The sequence below is a fragment of the Campylobacter sp. JMF_06 NA1 genome (assembly GCF_027737785.1).
GTDB lineage: Bacteria > Campylobacterota > Campylobacteria > Campylobacterales > Campylobacteraceae > Campylobacter_B.
This window is the reverse complement of record NZ_JAOVUA010000003.1, coordinates 68617-88983: the sequence shown is the minus strand read 5'-3', so window position 1 is coordinate 88983 and position 20367 is coordinate 68617. Positions and strand designations below refer to the sequence as shown.

Sequence of the window (20367 nt, the reverse complement as noted above, 5' to 3'; positions counted from 1 at the left end):
CGCGCAAAAGTAAAATTTCATGCAAAAGCAAAATTTTATAAAAGCGAAATTTCACACCTCTTTTGGGCGCAGATTATCGCGAATAATTTCAAAATCATCGTTTTCTTTGCCGTAATTAAATGTAATTTCCACGATTTTTAAAAGCCTTGAAGTGATTTCATTGACGATTTCCATATCGTTCATCAGCGAGGTCGCCATTTTGTTTGAAATGAGCTTCTCAGCTAGAAGTTTATCGGGTGCAAGCGCGCTTTTGCGGTATTCTTCAAAAAGCGCCCTAAGCTCCTTCATACCCTCTTTGCTATCAATTTCGAAATCGCGCAAACTCTCCATAATGCGGAGCATTTTTACGATTTTTGCGCGCAGTTTGTCGTATTCGGCGCGGATATGTTCGTTCGATGAGCTCATAAATTTAAAGATATTTGGCTGGATTAGTTTGACATCTTTTAGTGTTTCGGCTAGAAGTAGGCTAGCTCTGCGGATATTCATAAAGCGCGTCAAATCGCTATCTTTGGCGTTTGCGCTAGCGCCGATGAGGTAGTCTGTGATTTGTGAGTAAAGCTCTTTGAAGCGGTTTTCGTAAAGCTCGTCGAAATTTATCTCCTTTGGCTTCGAGCGTTTGGCGATAATCTCAGCCGAGCCAAGCTCCGAGCTAAGGTCATTTTTGCTAATGCTGATTGATTTTGCCACGATTGAGACGGTGTTAGAATACAACCTGCCCATTTCTTTGATAAGCAGGATAAATGCGGTATTTGGCACCTTTTGCGCGTTTTCGTCGAGAAATTTTGCCTTGATGATTTTGGCGCGTTTGACCTTGCCGGTGATGATTTTGTTTAGTAAAATTTCAAGTTTTGAGATTAGCGGATAAAAAATCATGCACCCAAAAGTATTAAAAATCGTGTGAAAAACAGCGAGTTTGAGCGCGTAATCATCGCTTTTTATCCCCACATACGCACTCACCCAGTCTGTGGCAAGCACAAAGTATTTTATCAGCGCAATCACCAAAACAGCCGTGGCGACATTGAAAATCACATGGCCAAGCATTAGCTTTTTTCCGTCGAAATTCGCCGAAAGTGAGCCGATGACTGCCACGATTGTGCTTCCGATATTTGAGCCAATGGCGATTGCGATTGCGTTTTCGTAGCTTATCTGCGACGCGCCAAGAGCTGCGATGACAAGGGCGAGCGTGGCGTGCGAGCTCTGGGTCAGTATCGTAATGACAATACCCACAAATGTGTAAATCAAAAGCCCGCCAAACCCGCTCATAGCGTATTTTGCTAGATCGACCGTGTCTTTGATCTCCTCAAATCCGCCCTTCATATAGTGGATTCCTAAAAATAAAAGCCCTAAACTAAATAAAAAATAGCCAAAACTTTTGGAATTTTGGTTTTTGGTGAATAAAAACAGCGAGCCTAGGATTATCAGAGGCATTGCGTAGTATGCGATTTGGGTTTTTAGCCCCAGGGCAAAGAGCCAACCACCAGAAACCGTGCCCAAATTTGCCCCACAAATGATAGCTAGCCCAGCGCTAAGCCCGATTAACCCCGCGCTTAAAAACGATATCGCAAGCACGCTAACTAGGCCGCTTGATTGCATAATAAAGGTCGTGATAAACCCAAAAAGAAAGCTTTTAAATTTGCTAGAAGTTACGCTGTGTAAAAAATTTTCGATTATGCTTAGACCGCTTAGGGCCCTATTTAGCAAATTTATCGCAAAGATAAAAATGCAAATTCCAAAGGCGATTGTCATAAAGCTTTTCGAATACGCCATTAGCGCACAGGCGATGATAAGGATAAGGCCAAAGGCGATTTTGTGCCTTAAATCAATTAGTTTTTTTAAAAAATCATTTTGGATTTGCAACTTTTTCCTTTTTTTATTTTTGAGGCTTTTAAAAGTCGAAATATTACAATATTTTGCGTAAATTTGGGATTAAAATCTAAATTTAAAGGTTGAAATTTAAAGGGAAATTTGAAGAATTTTAAAATTTAAAATTCGGGATTTCTCCCGAATTTTGATTATTTGCTAATTAGCTCGATGTATGCCATCTCAGCTGCGTCGCCACGGCGAACGCGAGTTTTGATGATACGAGTATAGCCACCATTTACGCCCTCGTATTTTGGAGCGATTTCGGTAACTAATTTGTTTGTTGCGCCTTTGTCTTGTAATGCAGCGAAAACAAATCTATGAGCTTCGCTATCGCCTTTTCTAGCTCTTGTGATTAGTTTTTCAGCATAACTTCTAAGCTCTTTTGCCTTAGGAAGCGTTGTCTCGATTTTGCCGCTATTTACTAATGCGATAGTTAAATTTTTTAGCAGTGCAGCACGATGAGACGAAGTGCGACCTAGCTTTCTATATCCGTGATTGTGTCTCATTTATTATCCTTAATTTTTTGATTGTGCTTTAAGCTCTTCAAGCTTTTGTTTAAGGCTATCTTTTTTGCTTAAAAATTCTGGTTTATCATTACTTAATGGATAACCGATTTCTTCCATAATGCCTTTAATCTCTTCAAGAGATTTTTTACCTAAATTTTTAAGGTCTTTTAGCTCTGATTCGCTCATAATAGCGATTTCACCGACAAATTTAATATCGGCTTTTTCTAAGCAGTTAAAGCTTCTTGCGCTTAAATTCAAACTATTAATGCTTTCAAATAATTTAGCAAATTCTGAATTTGTAGGGATTTGTTTTCCCAAAGTATCAGAAATATTGATATTTACTATGCCTTTGAAAACGCTTAGTTGTTGATACATAGCCTCTAACGCATTTTTAAATGCGTCGATTGCGCTTACTTGTCCGTCAGTTGTGATCGTAAATACTACTCTTTCAAAGTCTGGGTTATCCTCGACTAGGACATTTTCGATATCATACACTGCTTTTGTAACAGGCGTAAAGAAAGCGTCAAGCGCGATATAATCGCTATCAAGAGTGTCTCTTATCTCTTCGCTTGGAACATAACCAATGCCCTTTTCTACGATTAGAGTAAATTTCAAATCGGCATCTTCGTTAATAGTAGCCAAATATGCGCTAGGATTTACTACATCGACCAAATCGTTGCCAAGATCGCTTCCGCAAATCTCTTTTGGTCCTTTGAAGCTGTATTCTACAACCTCTCTTTTTGAATCGCCTTTGATTTTAAATCTTAGGCTTTTCAAATTTATGATAAATGCAGCAACATCTTCGAGCATACCTCTCATACTATCAAATTCGTGGGTTACACCATCGATTTTGACAGCAGTCGGAGCGAATCCGACGGTGCTAGTATATAGCAATCTTCTTAAAGGGTGAGCCAGAGTGACGCCGTATCCTGTCTCAAAAGGATATGCTACGATTTTAGCAACATTTTCGCTGACATTTTCAACCTTTAATTCAGTTGGCATATGAGCTGATGTTGTAATTTTTCTCATGTTTCACCTACTATTTAGAGTAAAGCTCTACGATAAATCTTTCCTCGACAGGAATAACTATTTCATCTCTTTCTGGAACGCGTGAGAAAATTCCATATCTTTTCTCTTTCTCTACATCGACCCAAGCAACGATACCTGTTTGAGCTGTCAAATCAACCGCTCTTGAAATTTGAGGATTGTTTTTGCTTTTTTCGATAACTTCGATTTTTTGTCCAGCTTTTACATTGTATGATGGGATATCTAGTCTTTTTCCATCGACTAAAATATGTCCGTGAGTTACAAGTTGTCTTGCAAAACGGCGAGTTGTAGCAAAGCCCATTCTATAAACTACATTATCAAGTCTTTGCTCTAATAGTTGGATTAAAATCGCACCTGTGTTTCCATCGCGACGAGCAGCTTCTGCGAATAGTTTGCGGAATTGTTTTTCGCTAACGCCATACATAAATTTAGCTTTTTGTTTTTCTCTTAATTGTGAGCCGTATTCGCTAAGTTTAGCGCGTCTTTGTCCGTGTTGGCCTGGCGCATAAGGTCTTTTTAGAAGAGCGCTTTTTCCAGCTAGTCTTCTTTCGCCTTTCATAAATAAATCAACGCCTAGTCTTCTTTCTAATTTTTCAACTGGTCCTGTATATCTAGCCATTATATTCTCCTAAATTTATTATACGCGGCGGCGTTTTGGTGGTCTGCAACCATTGTGGGCCAAAGGAGTAATGTCTTTGAAATATGTAACTTTAATACCCTCAATAGCACCCACGCTCTTTACAGCAGTTTCTCTACCGCTACCTGGACCTTGAACTTTGATACCAACTTCTTTAATGCCATGCTCTTTTGCTTTGCCAAGCGCATCTTCTACTGCTTGTTGAGCTGCGTATGGAGTTGATTTTTTGCTGCCTTTAAATCCTAGTCCGCCAGCACTGCTCCATGCGATAGCATTTCCCATTTCGTCTGTAACTGTAATCATTGTGTTATTAAATGTAGCAGAGATATAAACGATACCTTTTGCTATATTTTTTCTAACGGTTTTTTTCTTAACAACTTTTCTTTTTGCCATTTCTCAATCCTTATTTAGTTGCCGCGCCGACAGTTTTGCGTTTGCCCTTGCGGGTTCTAGCATTTGTCTTTGTTTTTTGACCGCGAACAGGAAGACCTTTTCTGTGTCTTAAACCTCTATAACCACCCAAATCCATCAAAGCTTTGATATTCATCGCAACTTCTTTTCTAAGATCACCCTCAACCATATAGTTTTCTTGGATCTCTTTGCGGATTGTAGCAGCCTCATCTTCGCTTAGATCAGCAACTCTTTTGTCGTAAGAAATGCCAGTGGCATCAAGAATTTTTCTTGAAGTAAAAAGACCTATACCATAGATATAAGTTAGGCCATACTCAATTCTTTTTTTCTTTGGTAAATCAACACCTGCGATACGAGCCATAACTTATCCTTGTCTTTGTTTATGTTTTGGATTGTCACAAATTACATGGACAACACCTTTGCGTTTGACGACTTTACATTTGTCGCACATCTTCTTAACAGAAGGACGAACTTTCATCCTACACTCCTAAAATTTTATTCCGCTTAATGCAACTTGCACTTAGGTTTAACGAATTTCAGGCGAAAGTATCAAACCAACTGTTTTCAAAATAGCGGTGATTTTGAAAACACTTCTTCACGCAGTTAGTTGCAAAAAATGGCAAATTTATCCAAATTTAGCTTTAAATTTACTTATTTAACACGCAAAATTTAAATTAAATTTTTGCAAATTTTGATAAAATAACCAAATTTTATTTCAGGGGGCAGGTATGAATTTCGACAAAATAACCAAAAATTTGGAAAAATTAGGTTACAAGGTCAGCGCTTTTGAGAGCAAAGAAAAGGCTGTGGAGTATCTAAATATCTATATCCACGATGTCAGCGTGGGCTTTGGCGGTTCGATGAGCGTAAAGGAAATGGGGCTGTATGAGAGCCTCAGAGAGCACAACGAAACCTACTGGCACTGGCTACTTGACAAAAATCTTAGCGTCGATGAAACGCGCAAAAAAGCCCTTACGACCGATGTTTATATCTCATCTGTCAATGGCATTTCAGAAGACGGCGAAATCATCAACATCGACGGCACCGGCAACCGCATAGCAGCGATTTGCTACGGGCACAAAAAGGTCTATTTCATCGTGGGCAAAAACAAAATCGCGCCAGATTTTGATAGTGCGATGAGCAGGGCTAGAAACATAGCCGCCGTGAAAAATACAAATCGCTTTAAATCAAAAACCCCATGTGTCGCAAACGGGGATAAATGCTACGACTGCAAGAGCAAAGAGCGCATGTGCAGGGGGTTTAGCATATTTTACTATCCGCCGTATGGCTGTGAATACGAAGTGATTTTGATTAACGAAAATTTAGGATTTTAAGCAAATTTCGCTGTTTTGCCATTGCGGGCACACCTTGCTCGCAATGACAATCTACGAGTGGAAAATTTAAAAGCCCATAGCTTAAAATTTTCAAAATTTATTCGAATTTCCTTAGATTACAACACTTTGCCCATAATGACAACAAATTCGCAGGATTTTATTTTTCCTGCCTTGAATTTTTCTCCTCTATCCCGCTGATACCCTCACGGCGTGCAAGCTCGCGCAAAATCGTCTCAGGGTGGATTCCATGATCCCCCAAGGCTACAAGCATGTGAAAAATAATATCCGCGCCCTCGTAAATCGCGTCGTATTCTGGCTCGCCCGCTCTATGCTCGCCAAAACGCGCCCGCTGGCTACTTGGCGCAGATTTTGCACGGGTTAGATCCTTGCACGCAAGCGCGAACTCGCATGCCTCTTCGGCGATTTTTTTGAGATAGCTATTTTCGCCCTTTTTATACAGGCTTGCGACATACGATTTCGCAGGGTCAGCGTTAAATTTCCTATCCAAGCAAACATGGTAAATTTCATCTAAAATATCATAAGGCGAAATTTTGCGAGCAGTTTTGGGCGCAGTATTTCCACCGCCCAAATTTTGCGAATTTTGCTCCGAATTTTGCGCCAAATTTGCCAAATTCTCGCCAAATTTTACTTCGTTAAAAAAACAACTCTTCGCTCCCGTATGGCACGCCGCACCGCCCTTTTGCTCGACTTTAAGAAGCAGAGTGTCGTTATCGCAGTCTAAAAACGCAGATTTTATGATTTGCTCATTTCCGCTTGTTTCGCCCTTTTTCCAAATGCGATTTTTTGTGCGCGAAAAATAGTGCGCTAGCCCCGTTTCTAGCGAGAGCGCAAGCGCTTCTTCATTCATATAGCCAAGCATCAAAACAGCCCCGTCGCTGTAATCTTGCACCACCACTGGAAGCAAGCCAGCGACCTTTTGCCAATCAACCTTAATCATAAAATCTCCGTTTTTGTAAAATTTGCAAAATTTGCAATCCCGCAAAATGGGGATTGCAAAAATTATTGTTCGCTAATCGCCGATTGTTGCGGTTTGTTTTTGGTATCGACCCAGATATTTGGCACCGCACCGCCTGGGGTTAGGAAAATCTGCGCGTCTTTGTTTTCACGCAAAGCCTCGTTGAATTTCGCCTGAGTTTCGATTTGCTTTAAATTTAGCAAATTTTGATTTAGGCTTTTTGCGATTTCTGTATTTGCATACGCCTGCGCGTCAGCCTCGATCTTCACAGCGTCCGCCTTGCCTTGGGCTTCAATTTTTACAGCATCAGCGTTACCTTTGGCAAGGGCTGCTTTTTTAAGAGCCTCTTGGTTAGCGCGCTCGACCTCGTATTTGGTGCGCTCTGCCTCTTGTTTAGCGATTTGCACGCGCTCGATTTGCTCTTTGATTTTTGGCGGAAGTATAATCTCACGAAGTTGCACCGCTCTTAGCTCCACAGGAGAATTCGATAGAGCGTCTATATTTGAGCGGATTCCTTGATCGATTGCCTTAGCGATTTCCTCGCGTTTGGTCGGAAGCTCCTCGGCTGGGTAGTTTCCTATGACGCTACGCACGACATCTTTGACGCGAGGATCGATGATTTTATCCTCCCATAAAAGCCCCCACTCCGCAATCGTCGCAGGCGCGGTGCTCTCGTTTAGTTTATACTGCACGGTGATATCCACGCTTACTGGCAGGTTGCGAGAGTCTAGCACCGAAAGCGAGTTTTTGCGAATAATTCCACCGATACTTCCGCCACTTGCCCTGCTTGTAGCCATATCCTCGTTGCTAGTGTAGTTGATGATTCTCACGCGCGTATCAATCACAAAAATATCTTGAATAAACGGCACGAAAAAGTGGATTCCAGCGCCCAGCGGTGTGGGGTCGTATTTACCCAAATTTGACTTAATACCAACCTCGCCTGATTGGATAGTGGCAAATGGTTTTGCGATGATAAAAAGCGCGATAATAGCGATTAAAAAGTAGAAAAATCCGCCGAATTTAAAGCCACCTAAATTCTGCAAATTTGGCCCCTTAAAGCTAAATCCGCCATTTTCATTGCCACCATTTTTTTTATTTTTGTTGAAATAATCATTTAAATCTGCCGGCATAATTATCCTTATTTGATATATGTGAGCCAGTGCTCAAATTTAGGGTCTTTGCCAGTAACGACCGCGAAATACGCTTTTTGCAATTTGCTTGTGATCTCGCCCATTTCGCCCTTGCCGATAATGCGTCCGTCGATATTGCTAATCGGCGTAACCTCAGCAGCTGTGCCTGTGAAAAACGCCTCATCAGCCGCATAGACTTGATCGCGCGAAATGCGTTGGCGAAGGACTTTTATGCCCAAACTCTCGGCGATTTGGATAACTGAGTTTTGAGTGATTGACTCCAAGCTAGTATCGTTTGGCGGAGTGATTAGTGCGCCGTCTTTTACGATAAACAAGCACTCTCCTGGACCTTCTGCTACAAATCCTTGCGGATCAAGTAGTAGCGCCTCATCGTATCCAGCATCGACAGCCTCGAAGTTTGCCATTTGTGAGTTGAAATAATTCGCACTCGCTTTTGCCTTTGCCATCATTGAGTGTTGAGCAGGTTTCGCCCAAGATGAAATTTTCACCTTAATGCCCGCTCTTAGGGCTTCCTCGCCCATATACGCGCCCCATTGCCACGCAGCTACGATTGTATCGACTGGGACATCTTTTAGTGAAACGCCCATAGAGCCGTATCCTAGGTAGATTAGTGGGCGGATATAGACGGTTTGATCGAAGTCGTTTTTGGCTACGACATCGATTTGCGCCTGACGCAACTCATCGAAGCCATAAGGGGTTTTGATTAGGCAGAGTTTGGCTGAAACTAAAAGTCTTTTTGTATGCTCATCAAGGCGAAAAATCGCATAACCCTTGTCTGTTTTGTAGGCTCTTACGCCCTCAAATACTGCGTTACCATAGTGAAGCGAGTGGCTTAAAACATGCGTTGTAGCCTCAGCCCATGGGATTAGCGAGCCGTTTTTCCAAATTAAATTTGCCGGTTGAACCTTTGCCATTTTACATCCTTTTTTGAAATTTAAATCTGTGATTTTATCTAAAATTTTATAAATTTTGACTTTTCGAAATTTGGGCTTTTTTAAATTTATTTAATCTGTCATTGCGAGCTTTCGCAGAAAGTGAAGCAATCTACGAGTTTTAAATTTCTTACGCTAAATTTGCTGTCATTGCGAGAATTTGCGTAGCAAATTCGAAGCAATCCAGTAAAATTTAAATTCAAAATTCTACTTAAATTTTACATTGAACGATTTTGTGAATTTAACCTGCGCCGTGAAATTCTCTGTAAGGGGGAGGGCGCGCTTTTTAGGAGACGCTACCCTCCCCCTTACCAACCCCCACCCCTGTAAAACCTTAGAAGTGGCTAAATTTAGAAAAACGAAGTTTTTCTAAATTTAGCTGGTTTTATTTTTCGGAAATGCTTCGCATTTCCTTGCAAATATAGCTTACACGGCGATTTTTGATGGTTCCATTGGTTTGCTGTAAAAAAATCCTTGCATGTATTTTATACCCATGCTCTCCAAAATCGTCGAAATTTGGTGATTTTCGACATATTCTGCGATGATTTCGTAATTTCTGTTTTTCGCAAAGGCTGTGATAGTTTCCACGATCGCGCGCGAGCTTTCATCAGCTACGATATCTTTGATAAGTGCGCCATCGATTTTGATGAAATCCACATCGAGCGTCAAAACTCGGTAGTAGTTTGAATACCCTGAGCCAAAGTCGTCGATAGCTATCTTGCAGCCGCGGTTTTTGGCTGTGGCGATAAACTTTCGCAGGCTATCGTAATCGTCGAATTCCTCGCTCTCTAAAATTTCGATAAAGAGATTTTTCGCGTTTTTTGCCTTTGCTAATTTTTCTTCCAAAAGTGCGCGAATTTCGTTGTTTGCGATATCGAAAAACGACAAATTTATACTAAATTTCGAATTTGGGAAATTTTCGATTAGCCTAAATGCCTCCTCGATTACGATTTTTGTCAGCGAAGTGTAAAGTGAGGCCTGTTTTGCGACATCCATAAACTCGCCCGGGTGCCTAACCCTGCCAGAATCATCGATTAGACGGATTAAAATTTCATAGACAAGAGGGACGAAATTTGTCCTTTGCGTGCCGTATTCTCTGCCGTTTGGATCTGATTTTGAGATATCGAAAATCGGCTGGACTAGCACGAAGACATGGTTTGTTTTGATCGCTTGCTGGATTGTATTTATCATCAGTTGGTTTTGGGCGTATTTTAGCTCGATTGGGTTGTTTGGGCGGTAATACTCCAAATTTTCGTTTTTTTGCTGTGCTTCATACATCGCCATGACCGCTTGAAACACCCTTGTAGCGCGATTATTGTCTTTATTGCTACTTACGCCAGCCACGACATTTATCGTTACGCTTATGTCGCCAGCTTTGGTTGCGATTTTGGTCTGTTGGTTTGTAAATTTTGCGATGATTTTGCGCACATGATTTGCGACAATAATTCTATTATCGATATTTTCTTTGCTAGCTTTATGAACGGGATAAAATAGGCAAAATTCATCGCCTTGCATACGAAATGGCTGGGCTGGGATTTTTTCTGTGACCAAAAACAAATCAAGCGACCTTGCAAATACCTTTATGATTTGGCTAGTAATATCGCTAGAATAAAATAGTCTAAGATTATCAAAATTCGCGATTGTTAGGTAGATGATATAGCCTTCTATCTCTGGTTTGATTATCCTTTCATTTAGGGCTAGTTCGCTACCGAAATTTGTCATTTTATCGACATAGCCTTGTTCGAGCAGGGTTTGCTCTGCTGCTGCTAGGCTAGCTTGCATAGCTTCATTTGGGCGCATATCTTTGATAAAAACGCCATAGTGTGGGTATTTGGACTTTTCGTCTAATTTTGAGAGCTTTATTTTGGAGTTAATCGGCGTGCCATTTTTATCTAGCAAACGCAGCTGCTGCGTGAAATATCCAATCTTATCGCTTTCTTCTTTAAGTTTTTTTTCGAATTTGGCATGGTCCTCGCTAGCTGCGATTATGCCGATATCCTTGCCTTTTAGCTCGTCTAGTTTGTAGCCAAACATTTCGGTTACTTGTTTGTTAGCGTAGGTGATTTGAAATTTATGATTTAGCAAAAACACGGCGTTTTCGTCCCTATCGACTAGGGCTTTGTATGGGCGGAGTTTTTGTTTTTTGCTGATTGCGTCTGAATTTACCATGTAAGTGATGAGCAAAAATGTCAAAAATATCGCGGTAAAAACCATAGTCATTTCGGAAAACGAGTTGTAAAATTCGGCGTTGAAATTCGCAAATTTTTCCCTTAAATCCTTGAATTTGCCGTTGATTGCGCTTTCATTTCGGGTGATAATCAAATTTAGCTTAGTGAGATTATCAAGCACCAAATTTGCGTTTTTTAAGAAATTTTGCTCGGTTAAATTTTGCGGAGTTATGTATTTTATTTTTTCTTTTATGGCGTAAATTTCGGTGTAGTTATTGTAGTTTAGCTGCGTGATTTGCGAGAAAATATTTACCACTTCGTAGCGTGAGTTTGGGTTGATGTATTTTTGCTCTATCGCGTGCAAAATGACGCTATTTTGCGAATTTAGCGCGCCTAGCTCGTCGATGAGTTTGATTTTTTCGGCAAAGGCTGTTTTTAGATACTCGACATCATTGCTAAATGAATTATCCAAAATCAGCGGATTTTGCCCAAGCGTATCTAGGGTGTTATACACGACTTTCATATTTTCGTTAATCGAGCTAAAATCGCGGCTAGGTTTATCAGAGGTAAAGAGCGTATTTAGCCTAGTATTCGCGTCATAAATCATCGTCATTTGGCGTGTTACGGCGTTGTAGTCGGAGACATTTTTTAGCGAGATAAAGTAACTTAGCGCGAAGCTAAGGCTTATTATCATGATAATACTCATGATTATCCAGTTTATGGTGTCTTTACTAATTTGGTTAAAATTTGAAAATAATTTTTTCATCATAACTCCTTATAATGTCGCCAAAAAATCCAGCAAATTTTGCAAATCATCATCATCTAAGCTGTAATCAAACACATCGCGGAACAAAAATTTAATCGAGCGCGCTAGCGAATACTCGCCGTTTATGTAAGGGGCTGTTTTGGTGATATTTCGCAGGGTCGGCACTCTTTTGTAAGTGTGGCTTCGATAGTTGTAAGTGTGGCTTCGATGGTTTGAAATCCTTGTGTTTGGGTTGAAATTCAGGTTTTTATTAGGCACTTTGGCGTATGAGTTGGTGCCTAAATTCGCGCCATTGTGGCAATACGAACACAGCTCGATAAAGAGCAAATAGCCCTTAAATTCGCTTTCGCTGAATTTTTCCTCATTGCGCAAAACGCGGTCAAATTTAGAATTTATCGTGGTTTTTGATTTCAGATACTCGCCTAGGGCATCGACGAAATTTTCGAAATTTGCCTTGCCATAGAGCTTTTTAAATTCGCGTTTGTAGGCTATATTTTGGGTGATTATTAGCTCGATTTTCTCTTTTGATGAGGCTAACTCTTTGGGGCTTAAAACCGAGGTTTTAATGCGCTCATTTAGGCTAGGGAAAAAGTTTCCGCCCGAGTATCGCTCGATATAATAAGCGTTTAGGATTGTGGGGATTTCGCCATTTCGCACGCTAGCACCCGTTGAGTTTAGGTATAGATTGTGGCAGCTATCGCAAGAGCGCTTTTGCTCGCTAAATTTAGCGTCGCGGTAAAGCTTCATGCCAAGGCTAGCTTTTTCGGGGCTAAACGCTGGCATTTTTAGCGGTGTGAAAATATCATCGCAAATGCCTAAAATAGGGACAATACTAAATAATAAAAGCTTTGAAAGTAGCGTTGATTTCATCTGTGATAATCCCATTTTTTACCTGTTTTTCCAAAAGATTTTCTAGCGCCTTTTCGCTGATATTTGCGCCATTTACCCCCAAATGCCACAGCGCATTTTGCACCGCTTGGCTTAAATTTCGCCTTTGTATGCGCCTTTCGTTAATCTCGCGCGATTTGTAAGGGATATTTTTGTTTTTTAAATTTAACTCGAAATTTTGCGTGGTTAAATTTAGACTAGATTTTTTTATCCCAAAATGCGCGAAAATCGGCGCTAACATCGAGGAATTTCGCTCGCTCGCCCAATTTACATAAATTTTGCGTTTTGCTAGGTTTAAAAACATATCAAAGTCCTGCCCATTTCGCAATGCAGGGCTCATACTCAAAAACGCAATGTCAAATTTAAGCTCATTTTTCTGGGTAAAATTTGCAAAATCATCGTTTATGATTTGCTCGACTTTAATGCCGTATTTTTGCGCGCTGTTTTTAAGAGCGCTAAGCATTGCCTTTGCGCTATCAAGAGCGTAAAGCCTAGCGCCCAAAGTAGCGATATATAGTGAATACACGCCGGTTCCTGCGCCTATGTCGATGACGCTTTTGCCTGCGAAATTTATGCCCTCATCTTCAATAAATTTAAATAAATTTTGTCCAAATTCATTTAAATTTGTATCGAATTTAGCGTAAGTTTCGGCTTTTTTGTCCCAGATATTTTCCATAACGACCTCAAATTCTCGCAATAATACCAAAATTTCTATTATAAATGATATAATCGTCAGTTTTACAAGGAGAATTTATGAAAATTTTGCCCAAATTTTTGATAATCCCATTTTTATTTAGCGCAAATTTCGCCCAAGATTTGGCGCAAATTAGCGTAACAATCGAGCCTGTGAGATATTTCGCGCAAAAAATCGCAGATGATGATTTTGTGATAAAAAGCGTCGTGGATAAGGGCGCAGATCCTCACACATACGAGCCCAAACCCGCCACAATGCGTGATATCGCAAAGAGCGTGGCGTATTTTGGCATAGGCACGGAGTTTGATGAGGTGTGGTTAAAAAGGTTTAGCGCAAACGCTAGCGGGGTGAAATTTTACGATTTAAGCGCAGGGATAGAGAAGGTAAATTTTGAAAATTTGGGCGAAGAGGGCGAAAAACACGAGCACGCCCACGACGGAGCCGATCCACACATTTGGCTAGATCCGATTTTGGTAAAACAAATTTCGCAAAATATCGCTAAAAATTTATGCGAATTAAACAGCGCAAACTGCGCCAAATACGAGCAAAATTTGGCTAAATTTGAGGCAGAATTAGACGAGCTTCACGCTTACGCGAAGCAGAATTTATCAAATTTAGCTGGGGCGAAATTTATCATCTATCACCCCACACTTGGGTATTTCGCGCGCAGGTATAATCTCACGCAAATTGCAGTCGAGCAAGGCGGTGGCGAGCCAAAACCGGCTGATTTGGCGGATTTGATAAAGCTAGCAAATGATGAAAAAATCGGCGTGATTTTCACTAGTCCGCAGTTTGCAAGCAAGGCAGCGCAAATCCTAGCCGCCCAAACAGGCGCAAAGCTCACACAAATCGATTTTTTAAGCTATGAGTGGCAAAGCGAACTTAAAAAATTAATAGATGAAATCTCGGCTGCGGGGGCGCAAAAATGAGCGCCGTAAAGCTTAGCAACCTTTCGTTTTCTTACGAAAAGCGCCAAATTTTAAATTCGATAAATTTAGAGTATGAAATCAACGATTTTTTATCAATTTTTGGCCCTAATGGCAGTGGCAAAAGCACGCTTTTGCGCCTGATTTTGGGACTTTTAAGGCCAGATAGTGGCAAAATCGAGGTGCTTGGCAAATCCCCGGTCGCAGCTAGGAAGCAAATCGGCTATGTGCCCCAATTCATCGCTATTAACAAAAGCTTTCCAATCAGCGTGGCTGATGTGGTTTTAATGGGGCTAATAGATAAAAAAATTTTTGGATTTTACACCAAAAAAGATCGCCTAAAAGCCTTTGAAGCCTTGGAGCGAGTGGGTATGAGAGATCTTGGCGAGGCAAAAATCAGCGAGCTAAGTGGGGGGCAGAGACAGCGGGTCTATATCGCGCGCGCTCTGTGCGCAAATGCGAAAATTTTGCTTTTGGACGAACCTTTGGCTAGTATCGATACTATGGGGCAGGTGCAGATTTATGAGCTATTAAAAAGCCTAAATTCAGAGGGCACGGGCATTATTATGATTAGTCATGATTTGAATTTGGCGTTAAATTACGCAAACCGCGCTGTTTATGTCAGTGGTGGTTCGCTTCACATGCACAGCGTGCATCCGAGTGGGAGGGCGAAGTTTTTAAAGCACCTGCGCGAGGAGCATGGGCATTTTTGCTCGGTTGAGCTTGCGCTAAATGATTGCCACTGTGGGGACGAGCATGAGTGAAATTTTGGCTTTGGAATTTATGCGAAATGCCCTAATAGGCGCACTTTTAGTCAGCGTGATTTGTGGCGTGATAGGTTCGCTGATCGTCATAAATAAAATGAGCTTCATCGCCGGTGGAATCGCGCACGGGGCGTATGGCGGGGTCGGTATGGCGATATATTTTGGATTTTCGCCACTTTTGGGCGCGAGCGTGTTTTCGCTACTTTTGGCTCTGATAATCGCTTATATCACGGCTAGAAATAATGAACGATTTGACGCCATAATCGGCGCAATTTGGGCTTTTGGTATGGCTCTGGGGATTATTTTTGCTGACCTTGCGCCGGGTTATAAAAGCGATTTGATGAGCTTTTTGTTTGGCTCGATTTTGGCTATTGATAGCGCGACCTTGAATTTCACTCTCATTTGCGACGCTGTTTTTGTGCTGATTATAATCTGCTTTTATAGGCAGTTTTTGGCAATTAGCTTCGATAGGGAGTTTGCCACGCTTCGTGGGGTAAATACGAGCGTGTTTTATTATGTTTTGGTGATAATGGCGAGCTTTGCGATTGTGAGCGCGATCCAGATTGTGGGGCTGATACTAGTCATTTCGCTGATGACGATCCCGCCATTTATCGCGGAGAAAATTTCGAAAAATTTAGGCATTATGATGATAAGTGCTGTGATAATTTCTGCGATTTTTTGCCTTAGCGGGCTAGCGCTAAGCTATTTTTACAATCTCACAAGCGGTGCGGCGATAATTTTAATCGCTTCGGTCTGCTTTTTCGCCAGTGCGCTTATTGCTAAATTTCGCGCTTAAAATCCCGCCAAGTTCGCTTAGTAAAATTCCACCTAGTATGAGCCCTGCGCCCGTGATTTGAAGCGGGCTTAACTTTTCGCCAAAAATGTATCCCAGCACGCCAGCGCCAAGGGGTTCGAGTGTGAAAATAAGCACCGTTTTGATCTCGCTGACGCCCTTTTCTTGGGCTAGTGTTTGGATAAAAAACGCAAAAACAGTGGCGAAAATCGAGGTTAAAATCAGGGCGAAAATGAAGTCAAATTTGAAGGAAAATGTCAAATTTCCGATTAAATTTATGGAATTTGCGAAATTTTCGTGTGGCGTGGAAATCGCGGCAAAAAGTGTGCAAACACTCACGCAAACAAACTGCATCACCACAAAGCCGTGCAGGTTGCACCTCCTAGCGCAAACACCGGTAAATACGATGTGTAGGGCATACATAAAGGCAGAAATCAGCGTGAGTTGCTCGCCAAGGTTAAAGCCAACATTGCTAGCCCCACTTAGAAAAAATAGCCCCAAAACTGCCACGCCAGCGCCCAAAAAAGCGAAAATTCCGACACTTTTGCGAAAAAACGCATACATCATAAATGGCACCATAATGACATTAAGCCCCAAAATAAAGGCCACCGATGATGATAGAGTGTAGCGCAGGGCAAAGGTCTGGCAGGTAAAGTCAAAAAATAGCATTAGCCCGCAAAAAATGCCGAAAAATATGGTTTTTGTGTCGAATTTAGGCTTAAATTTCAGGCTTGCTAGATACATAAAAACGCTAGCGAGCAAAAATCTCCAAAACAAAAAGCTAAAAATATCAGCGTTTGCAGTGGCGCGCTGAACGGGGATAAATGTGCTACCCCAAATCAGTGCGACGCAAATTAGGGCAAGCTCCCAAATAAGGGTTGAATTTGGCTGGTTAAATTTAGAGCGCATAAGCTAGCGAATAGTTTTTAGGATATTAAACATCGCCTCTGTGCTGTTGCGAAATTCGCGCTCGTGGGCGACTAGTTTATCAAAGGCGTCGTTTAAAAATTCGCTTGTAAATTCGTTCGCAAAATCATCGCCGATCTCGCTTCCTGTGGCGTTTTTGTAGCTTTTGGCAAAGCTTGTGTCGCTGGCAAGGTTTTCGATATTTGGGCGCAGGGCGGCGTAAATTTCATTAAAGGCATTAACTCTCATATAATGCGCTAAGCTTAGCTCGCCACGCATTATGGCCTGCGTGGAGTTTTCGTCCATAGCTGAGATTTTGGTTTGCAAAATTTGCTTTAAATTTGGGATTGCAGGGGTTAGGCTTTGGGTTAGCGAGCGACGCATGGTGCGCGCAGCAGGGGAGTTTGAGCTCGTTTTTTTGGCGATGAAATTTGGCAAATCCAGCTCGTATTGCGTTATGCCTGATTTGGCGTATTCTCTCGCGGCGCGCTCGATGAGCGAAGAAAGAGAGCGTTTGAAATTTTCGCTGTCGCCGACATTGGCGCTTATCATCACATCTAGTCCCTTTACAGCGACCTCTTCCCAACTAGCCATTAAAAAAAATGGCGCGAAAATCAAAATAATTTTTTTAAGCAAAATTTGCCCCCATAAAAAATTTCGCTATTTTATGGCAAAAAATTTAATGTTTATTCAATACGATTTAAAATTTTAATCAAAAAGTGTCGGCTCTAAGGCTTTGAGACGGTATGATTTGCGGTGAAATTCTGTGTAGCCAAATTTTTTAATCGCCTCGATATGGGCTTTTGCGCCGTATCCTTTGTTTTTTGCAAAGCCGTATTGTGGGCAAACTTTTGCGATCTCTCTCATTTTGCGATCGCGCGTAACCTTCGCTAAAATCGAGGCTGCACTTACCTCTGCGATTTTAGCATCGGCTTTAACCATAGTGCGAAATCCACTTGCGCCAAATTTGGAATTTCCGTCAAAAATAATGTCAAAATTTTGCCCCCCAAAATGCGCCACAATCTCTTCAAGCGCAGTTTTTAAACACGCGCTAAGCCCCATTTCATCGATATTAGCGCTAGAAAATTCGACTATTTTAAAATTTGAGTTTTTAATGATTTTTTCAAATAGTTCTTCGCGTTTTTTTTCGCTTAGTTTTTTGCTGTCATTTAGCCCTGAAATTTGGGCATGCAAAACACAGCCTGCCACGCACAAAGGCCCTGCGATACAGCCTCTGCCAGCCTCGTCGATACCGCAAATCTCAGCCATTATCGCTTTTTCTCACAGCTGCTGTGTGGGTTAGGATATCGTGCAGACAGAGCATGTCTTTGCGAAAAAAGCAGATTAATAACCCAATCATGCTAAATCCAGCCAAAATAAAGCACAAAAAACGCAAAAACGCGCGAAAAAATGAAATTTTGCGCCCCGAGCGAAGATCGATAAGATAGATATTTGAAAATTTATAGCCAGGGCTTTGGGCTGATTTGGCGTAAAAAACCGCGCAGATTGCCCCGTAAGCTAGCCAGATTAGTGCGATTGCGATTTGGTTACTTTGAAATGCCTCTTTCGAGCCCAAAACAAGGTAGGTCGTGATATAAAAAAGTGGCATTGCGATGAAAAACATATCGACGATAAAGGCCTTTACGCGTAAAAACACTGGCGCGATTACCGCTTTTTGCTTTGCCACTTAAATTTCCTTGAATAATTTGCATTTCGCGCGAAATTTAGTTTCCGCGCGAACCAGGTTTGATCGCCACGCTTCCGTTTTTGCAAAGCGGACAGGAATTTGGCTCGTAAATTTCAAAGCTGAAATTTCCAAGCGTAAAAAGTGGTTTATCAAATGGAAGTTTGCAACTTTCATGGCGCGAGTTGCCTAAATTTGCCACTGCGCAAAATCCGCGGTTTGCAAGGGCTGCAAAAGCTACAACCTCGCCACCAAGGCTTTCGATGATTTTGGCACTCTCTAAGGCAGAGCCGCCTGTGGTGATGATATCTTCGCAGATTACAAATTTTTCGCCCTTTTTGACTTCAAAACCGCGTCTTAGGCTCATAATCTTTTCGACGCGCTCAGTGAAAATAAAGCGTTTGCCAGCTTGCTTGGCTAGCTCGTAACCAGCCAAAATTCCGCCAAGGGCTGGCGAGCAGACGCTATCATAGCTAATGCCAGCATCTTTTATGACGCCCGCTAGCTGGCTTGCTAACTCCCCGGCTAGGGCAGGGTTTTCTAAAACTTTCGCGCTTTGGAGGTAGTATTCGGAGTGGTTTCCGCTACTGAGCAAAAAATGCCCGTGCAAATACGCGCCGTTTTCTTTGTAAATTTTTTCGATTTCCATTATCAAACCTTCAATAACTCTGCCTCTTTGGCTTTTACGGTTTCATCGATTTTGGCTGAGTAGTTATCGGTGATTTTTTGCACTTCATCGTAGCCTTTTTTAGCGTCATCTTCGCTAATAGCTTTGTCTTTTTCTAGTTTTTTAACCTCGTCGTTTGCGTCTTTTCTGATATTTCTAATGCTGATTTTTGCCTTTTCGCCCATTGCTTTGGCTTTTTTGGCGTTTTCTTGTCTTTGTTCTACCGTCATCGGTGGGAAAAACAGCTTCACAGCCTCGCCGTCGTTGTTCGGATTAACCCCGATATTTGCCGCTGCAATCGCGCTTTCAATCGTTTTTAGCATTGGTTTTTCCCAAGGCGTGATAGTAATCGTAACAGCGTCTGTTGCCAAAACGGTAGCGACTTGATTGAGTGGAGTTTGGCTTCCGTAGTAATCAACCGTGATATGGTCTAGGATATTTATATTTACCTTGCCGGTGCGAAGTGTCCCAAAGTCCTTTTTAAGGGCTTCAATAGCTTTGTCGCAGTGCGATTTCTGGTCTTTATAAATAGAGTCTAACATTAAAATCCTTTGTAAGAAAAATTTGTGAATTGTAGCGTAAAAAAAATAAGAGTTGCATTTAAAAATGCGAAATTTGACATTTTTAAATGCAAAAATTTAGAATTATTTTGATTGATTTTGATCGCTTAGAGTTTTGAGAGCCTCTGTGGCGTTGCCCTCGATTGCTGCGCCAAGCTCGCTAGCTTTTTGTTCGATTTTTTCGCTAGCTTGTGAGATATTGTTTTCTACGCCCTCTATGCTTTGTTTCACAGCTTCTACTGCCGCGCTAGCGTTGTTTTCAACTGCTTCTGAAATTTTTTCTGCTCCACTTTGCAAAGCATTAGCGGCGTTATCAAACGAAGGTTTTATATTTAAGCTATTTGCCTTTGGTGCGCTTGGCACGGCTGGAACGGCATTTTTCGGCGCTTCGCTTTGTTTTTGTTCTACTTTGACGCGGTCGATTACTGATGATTTTGCGTCTTGTTGATAAAAATATGCCAAAGCAAGAGTGTTTGCCACAAATAAAATTCCCATAAACGCTGTAAATTTAGCCAAAAATCCAGCAGGTCCCTTTGCGCCAAATAGGCTTTCGTTGCTTCCGCTATATGCGCCAAGACCGATAGATGAGCTTTTTTGTAACAACACGGCGATTGTTATTACGATAGCAAAAATTACTTGTAAAACCAAAAATAAAGTAGTCACAATATTAACCTTTGAAAAAAATTGAATTTGG

23 protein-coding genes and 1 pseudogene are annotated in these 20367 nt (G+C 41.5%); 4 read left to right on the top strand and 20 right to left on the bottom strand.

The features are described 5' to 3' along the window. Positions 1-51: 51 nt before the first annotated feature. The 7 genes from OFO07_RS04850 to rpmJ all read right to left on the bottom strand — a co-directional run bounded on the left by OFO07_RS04850 (position 52) and on the right by rpmJ (position 4942). Positions 52-1857, bottom strand: coding sequence for a Na/Pi cotransporter family protein (locus tag OFO07_RS04850; RefSeq protein WP_270871135.1), 1806 nt, complete (start codon positions 1855-1857; stop codon positions 52-54). Between the two features lie 155 nt (positions 1858-2012). Then, a complete protein-coding gene (gene rplQ / locus OFO07_RS04845) occupies positions 2013-2369 on the bottom strand; it encodes a 50S ribosomal protein L17 (protein WP_270858509.1) in 357 nt (118 codons plus the stop codon). Positions 2370-2378: 9 nt separating this feature from the next. Further along, the gene (locus OFO07_RS04840) at positions 2379-3398 is read right to left on the bottom strand and encodes a DNA-directed RNA polymerase subunit alpha (protein ID WP_270871134.1); all 1020 of its coding nucleotides are present in this window, start codon (positions 3396-3398) and stop codon (positions 2379-2381) included. 10 nt (positions 3399-3408) lie between these two features. Then, positions 3409-4035 carry a 30S ribosomal protein S4 gene (rpsD, locus tag OFO07_RS04835; protein ID WP_270858511.1) on the bottom strand — a complete coding sequence of 209 codons (627 nt, stop codon included), beginning with the start codon at positions 4033-4035 and terminating at the stop codon, positions 3409-3411. 18 nt (positions 4036-4053) lie between these two features. Continuing rightward, a complete protein-coding gene (gene rpsK, locus OFO07_RS04830) occupies positions 4054-4446 on the bottom strand; it encodes a 30S ribosomal protein S11 (protein ID WP_270858512.1) in 393 nt (130 codons plus the stop codon). A 10-nt stretch (positions 4447-4456) separates the two neighbouring features. Continuing rightward, on the bottom strand, positions 4457-4825 hold the full coding sequence (gene rpsM, locus OFO07_RS04825; RefSeq protein WP_270858513.1) for a 30S ribosomal protein S13: 369 nt from the start codon (positions 4823-4825) through the stop codon (positions 4457-4459). 3 nt (positions 4826-4828) lie between these two features. Continuing rightward, complete coding sequence (rpmJ, locus tag OFO07_RS04820; protein ID WP_270858514.1) at positions 4829-4942, bottom strand: 50S ribosomal protein L36; 114 nt, start codon at positions 4940-4942, stop codon at positions 4829-4831. 250 nt (positions 4943-5192) lie between these two features. Between rpmJ and OFO07_RS04815 the strand changes: the two genes are divergently transcribed. Continuing rightward, positions 5193-5798: a lactate utilization protein gene (locus tag OFO07_RS04815; protein WP_270862949.1), complete on the top strand. Its 606-nt coding sequence runs from the start codon at positions 5193-5195 to the stop codon at positions 5796-5798. A 157-nt stretch (positions 5799-5955) separates the two neighbouring features. On the opposite strand, the gene hisIE is transcribed toward OFO07_RS04815, so the two are convergent. The 6 genes from hisIE to OFO07_RS04785 form a co-directional block, all read right to left on the bottom strand. Then, the gene (gene hisIE, locus OFO07_RS04810) at positions 5956-6756 is read right to left on the bottom strand and encodes a bifunctional phosphoribosyl-AMP cyclohydrolase/phosphoribosyl-ATP diphosphatase HisIE (RefSeq protein WP_270871133.1); all 801 of its coding nucleotides are present in this window, start codon (positions 6754-6756) and stop codon (positions 5956-5958) included. Positions 6757-6818: 62 nt separating this feature from the next. Next, complete coding sequence (locus OFO07_RS04805; RefSeq protein ID WP_270871132.1) at positions 6819-7904, bottom strand: SPFH domain-containing protein; 1086 nt, start codon at positions 7902-7904, stop codon at positions 6819-6821. Between the two features lie 8 nt (positions 7905-7912). Then, positions 7913-8839 carry a branched-chain amino acid transaminase gene (locus tag OFO07_RS04800; protein ID WP_270871131.1) on the bottom strand — a complete coding sequence of 309 codons (927 nt, stop codon included), beginning with the start codon at positions 8837-8839 and terminating at the stop codon, positions 7913-7915. 444 nt (positions 8840-9283) lie between these two features. Then, a complete protein-coding gene (locus OFO07_RS04795) occupies positions 9284-11791 on the bottom strand; it encodes a sensor domain-containing phosphodiesterase (RefSeq protein WP_270871130.1) in 2508 nt (835 codons plus the stop codon). Between the two features lie 9 nt (positions 11792-11800). Next, positions 11801-12661, bottom strand: a complete 861-nt coding sequence (locus OFO07_RS04790) for a cytochrome-c peroxidase (protein WP_270871129.1) — start codon at positions 12659-12661, stop codon at positions 11801-11803. Next, a complete protein-coding gene (locus tag OFO07_RS04785; RefSeq protein WP_270871128.1) occupies positions 12624-13355 on the bottom strand; it encodes a class I SAM-dependent methyltransferase in 732 nt (243 codons plus the stop codon). The genes OFO07_RS04790 and OFO07_RS04785 overlap by 38 nt, the downstream gene beginning before the upstream one ends. A 77-nt stretch (positions 13356-13432) precedes the next feature. On the opposite strand from OFO07_RS04785, the gene OFO07_RS04780 reads away from it, so the two are divergent. Genes OFO07_RS04780 through OFO07_RS04770 form a run of 3 tightly spaced genes read left to right on the top strand, consistent with a single transcriptional unit; the run spans position 13433 to position 15859 of the window. Further along, entirely contained in the window at positions 13433-14302 is an 870-nt protein-coding gene (locus tag OFO07_RS04780) for a metal ABC transporter solute-binding protein, Zn/Mn family (protein ID WP_270871127.1), read from the top strand. Next, positions 14299-15063 (top strand): metal ABC transporter ATP-binding protein, encoded by a 765-nt coding sequence (locus OFO07_RS04775; RefSeq protein ID WP_270871126.1) that lies wholly within the window; start codon positions 14299-14301, stop codon positions 15061-15063. The genes OFO07_RS04780 and OFO07_RS04775 overlap by 4 nt, the downstream gene beginning before the upstream one ends. Beyond that, complete coding sequence (locus OFO07_RS04770; protein WP_270871125.1) at positions 15056-15859, top strand: metal ABC transporter permease; 804 nt, start codon at positions 15056-15058, stop codon at positions 15857-15859. Before OFO07_RS04775 ends, OFO07_RS04770 begins: the two co-directional genes overlap by 8 nt. On the opposite strand, the gene OFO07_RS04765 is transcribed toward OFO07_RS04770, so the two are convergent. The 7 genes and pseudogenes from OFO07_RS04765 to secG all read right to left on the bottom strand — a co-directional run. Next, positions 15803-16765: a DMT family transporter gene (locus OFO07_RS04765; protein ID WP_270871124.1), complete on the bottom strand. Its 963-nt coding sequence runs from the start codon at positions 16763-16765 to the stop codon at positions 15803-15805. The two genes, OFO07_RS04770 and OFO07_RS04765, sit on opposite strands and share 57 nt — an antisense overlap. Before the next feature lie 3 nt (positions 16766-16768). Next, on the bottom strand, positions 16769-17356 hold the full coding sequence (locus tag OFO07_RS04760; protein WP_270871123.1) for a DUF4197 family protein: 588 nt from the start codon (positions 17354-17356) through the stop codon (positions 16769-16771). A 114-nt stretch (positions 17357-17470) separates the two neighbouring features. Then, positions 17471-18031: a ribonuclease HII gene (locus tag OFO07_RS04755; protein WP_270871122.1), complete on the bottom strand. Its 561-nt coding sequence runs from the start codon at positions 18029-18031 to the stop codon at positions 17471-17473. After that, entirely contained in the window at positions 18024-18449 is a 426-nt protein-coding gene (locus tag OFO07_RS04750; protein ID WP_270871121.1) for an RDD family protein, read from the bottom strand. Before OFO07_RS04750 ends, OFO07_RS04755 begins: the two co-directional genes overlap by 8 nt. 37 nt (positions 18450-18486) lie before the next feature. Beyond that, a complete protein-coding gene (gene pyrE, locus OFO07_RS04745; protein ID WP_270871120.1) occupies positions 18487-19095 on the bottom strand; it encodes an orotate phosphoribosyltransferase in 609 nt (202 codons plus the stop codon). A gap of 2 nt (positions 19096-19097) precedes the next feature. Further along, positions 19098-19655 carry a ribosome recycling factor gene (gene frr, locus OFO07_RS04740; protein ID WP_270858664.1) on the bottom strand — a complete coding sequence of 186 codons (558 nt, stop codon included), beginning with the start codon at positions 19653-19655 and terminating at the stop codon, positions 19098-19100. Positions 19656-20015: 360 nt separating this feature from the next. Continuing rightward, positions 20016-20336 (bottom strand): annotated as a pseudogene (gene secG / locus OFO07_RS04735) (preprotein translocase subunit SecG); the annotation flags it as partial. Positions 20337-20367: the final 31 nt, after the last annotated feature.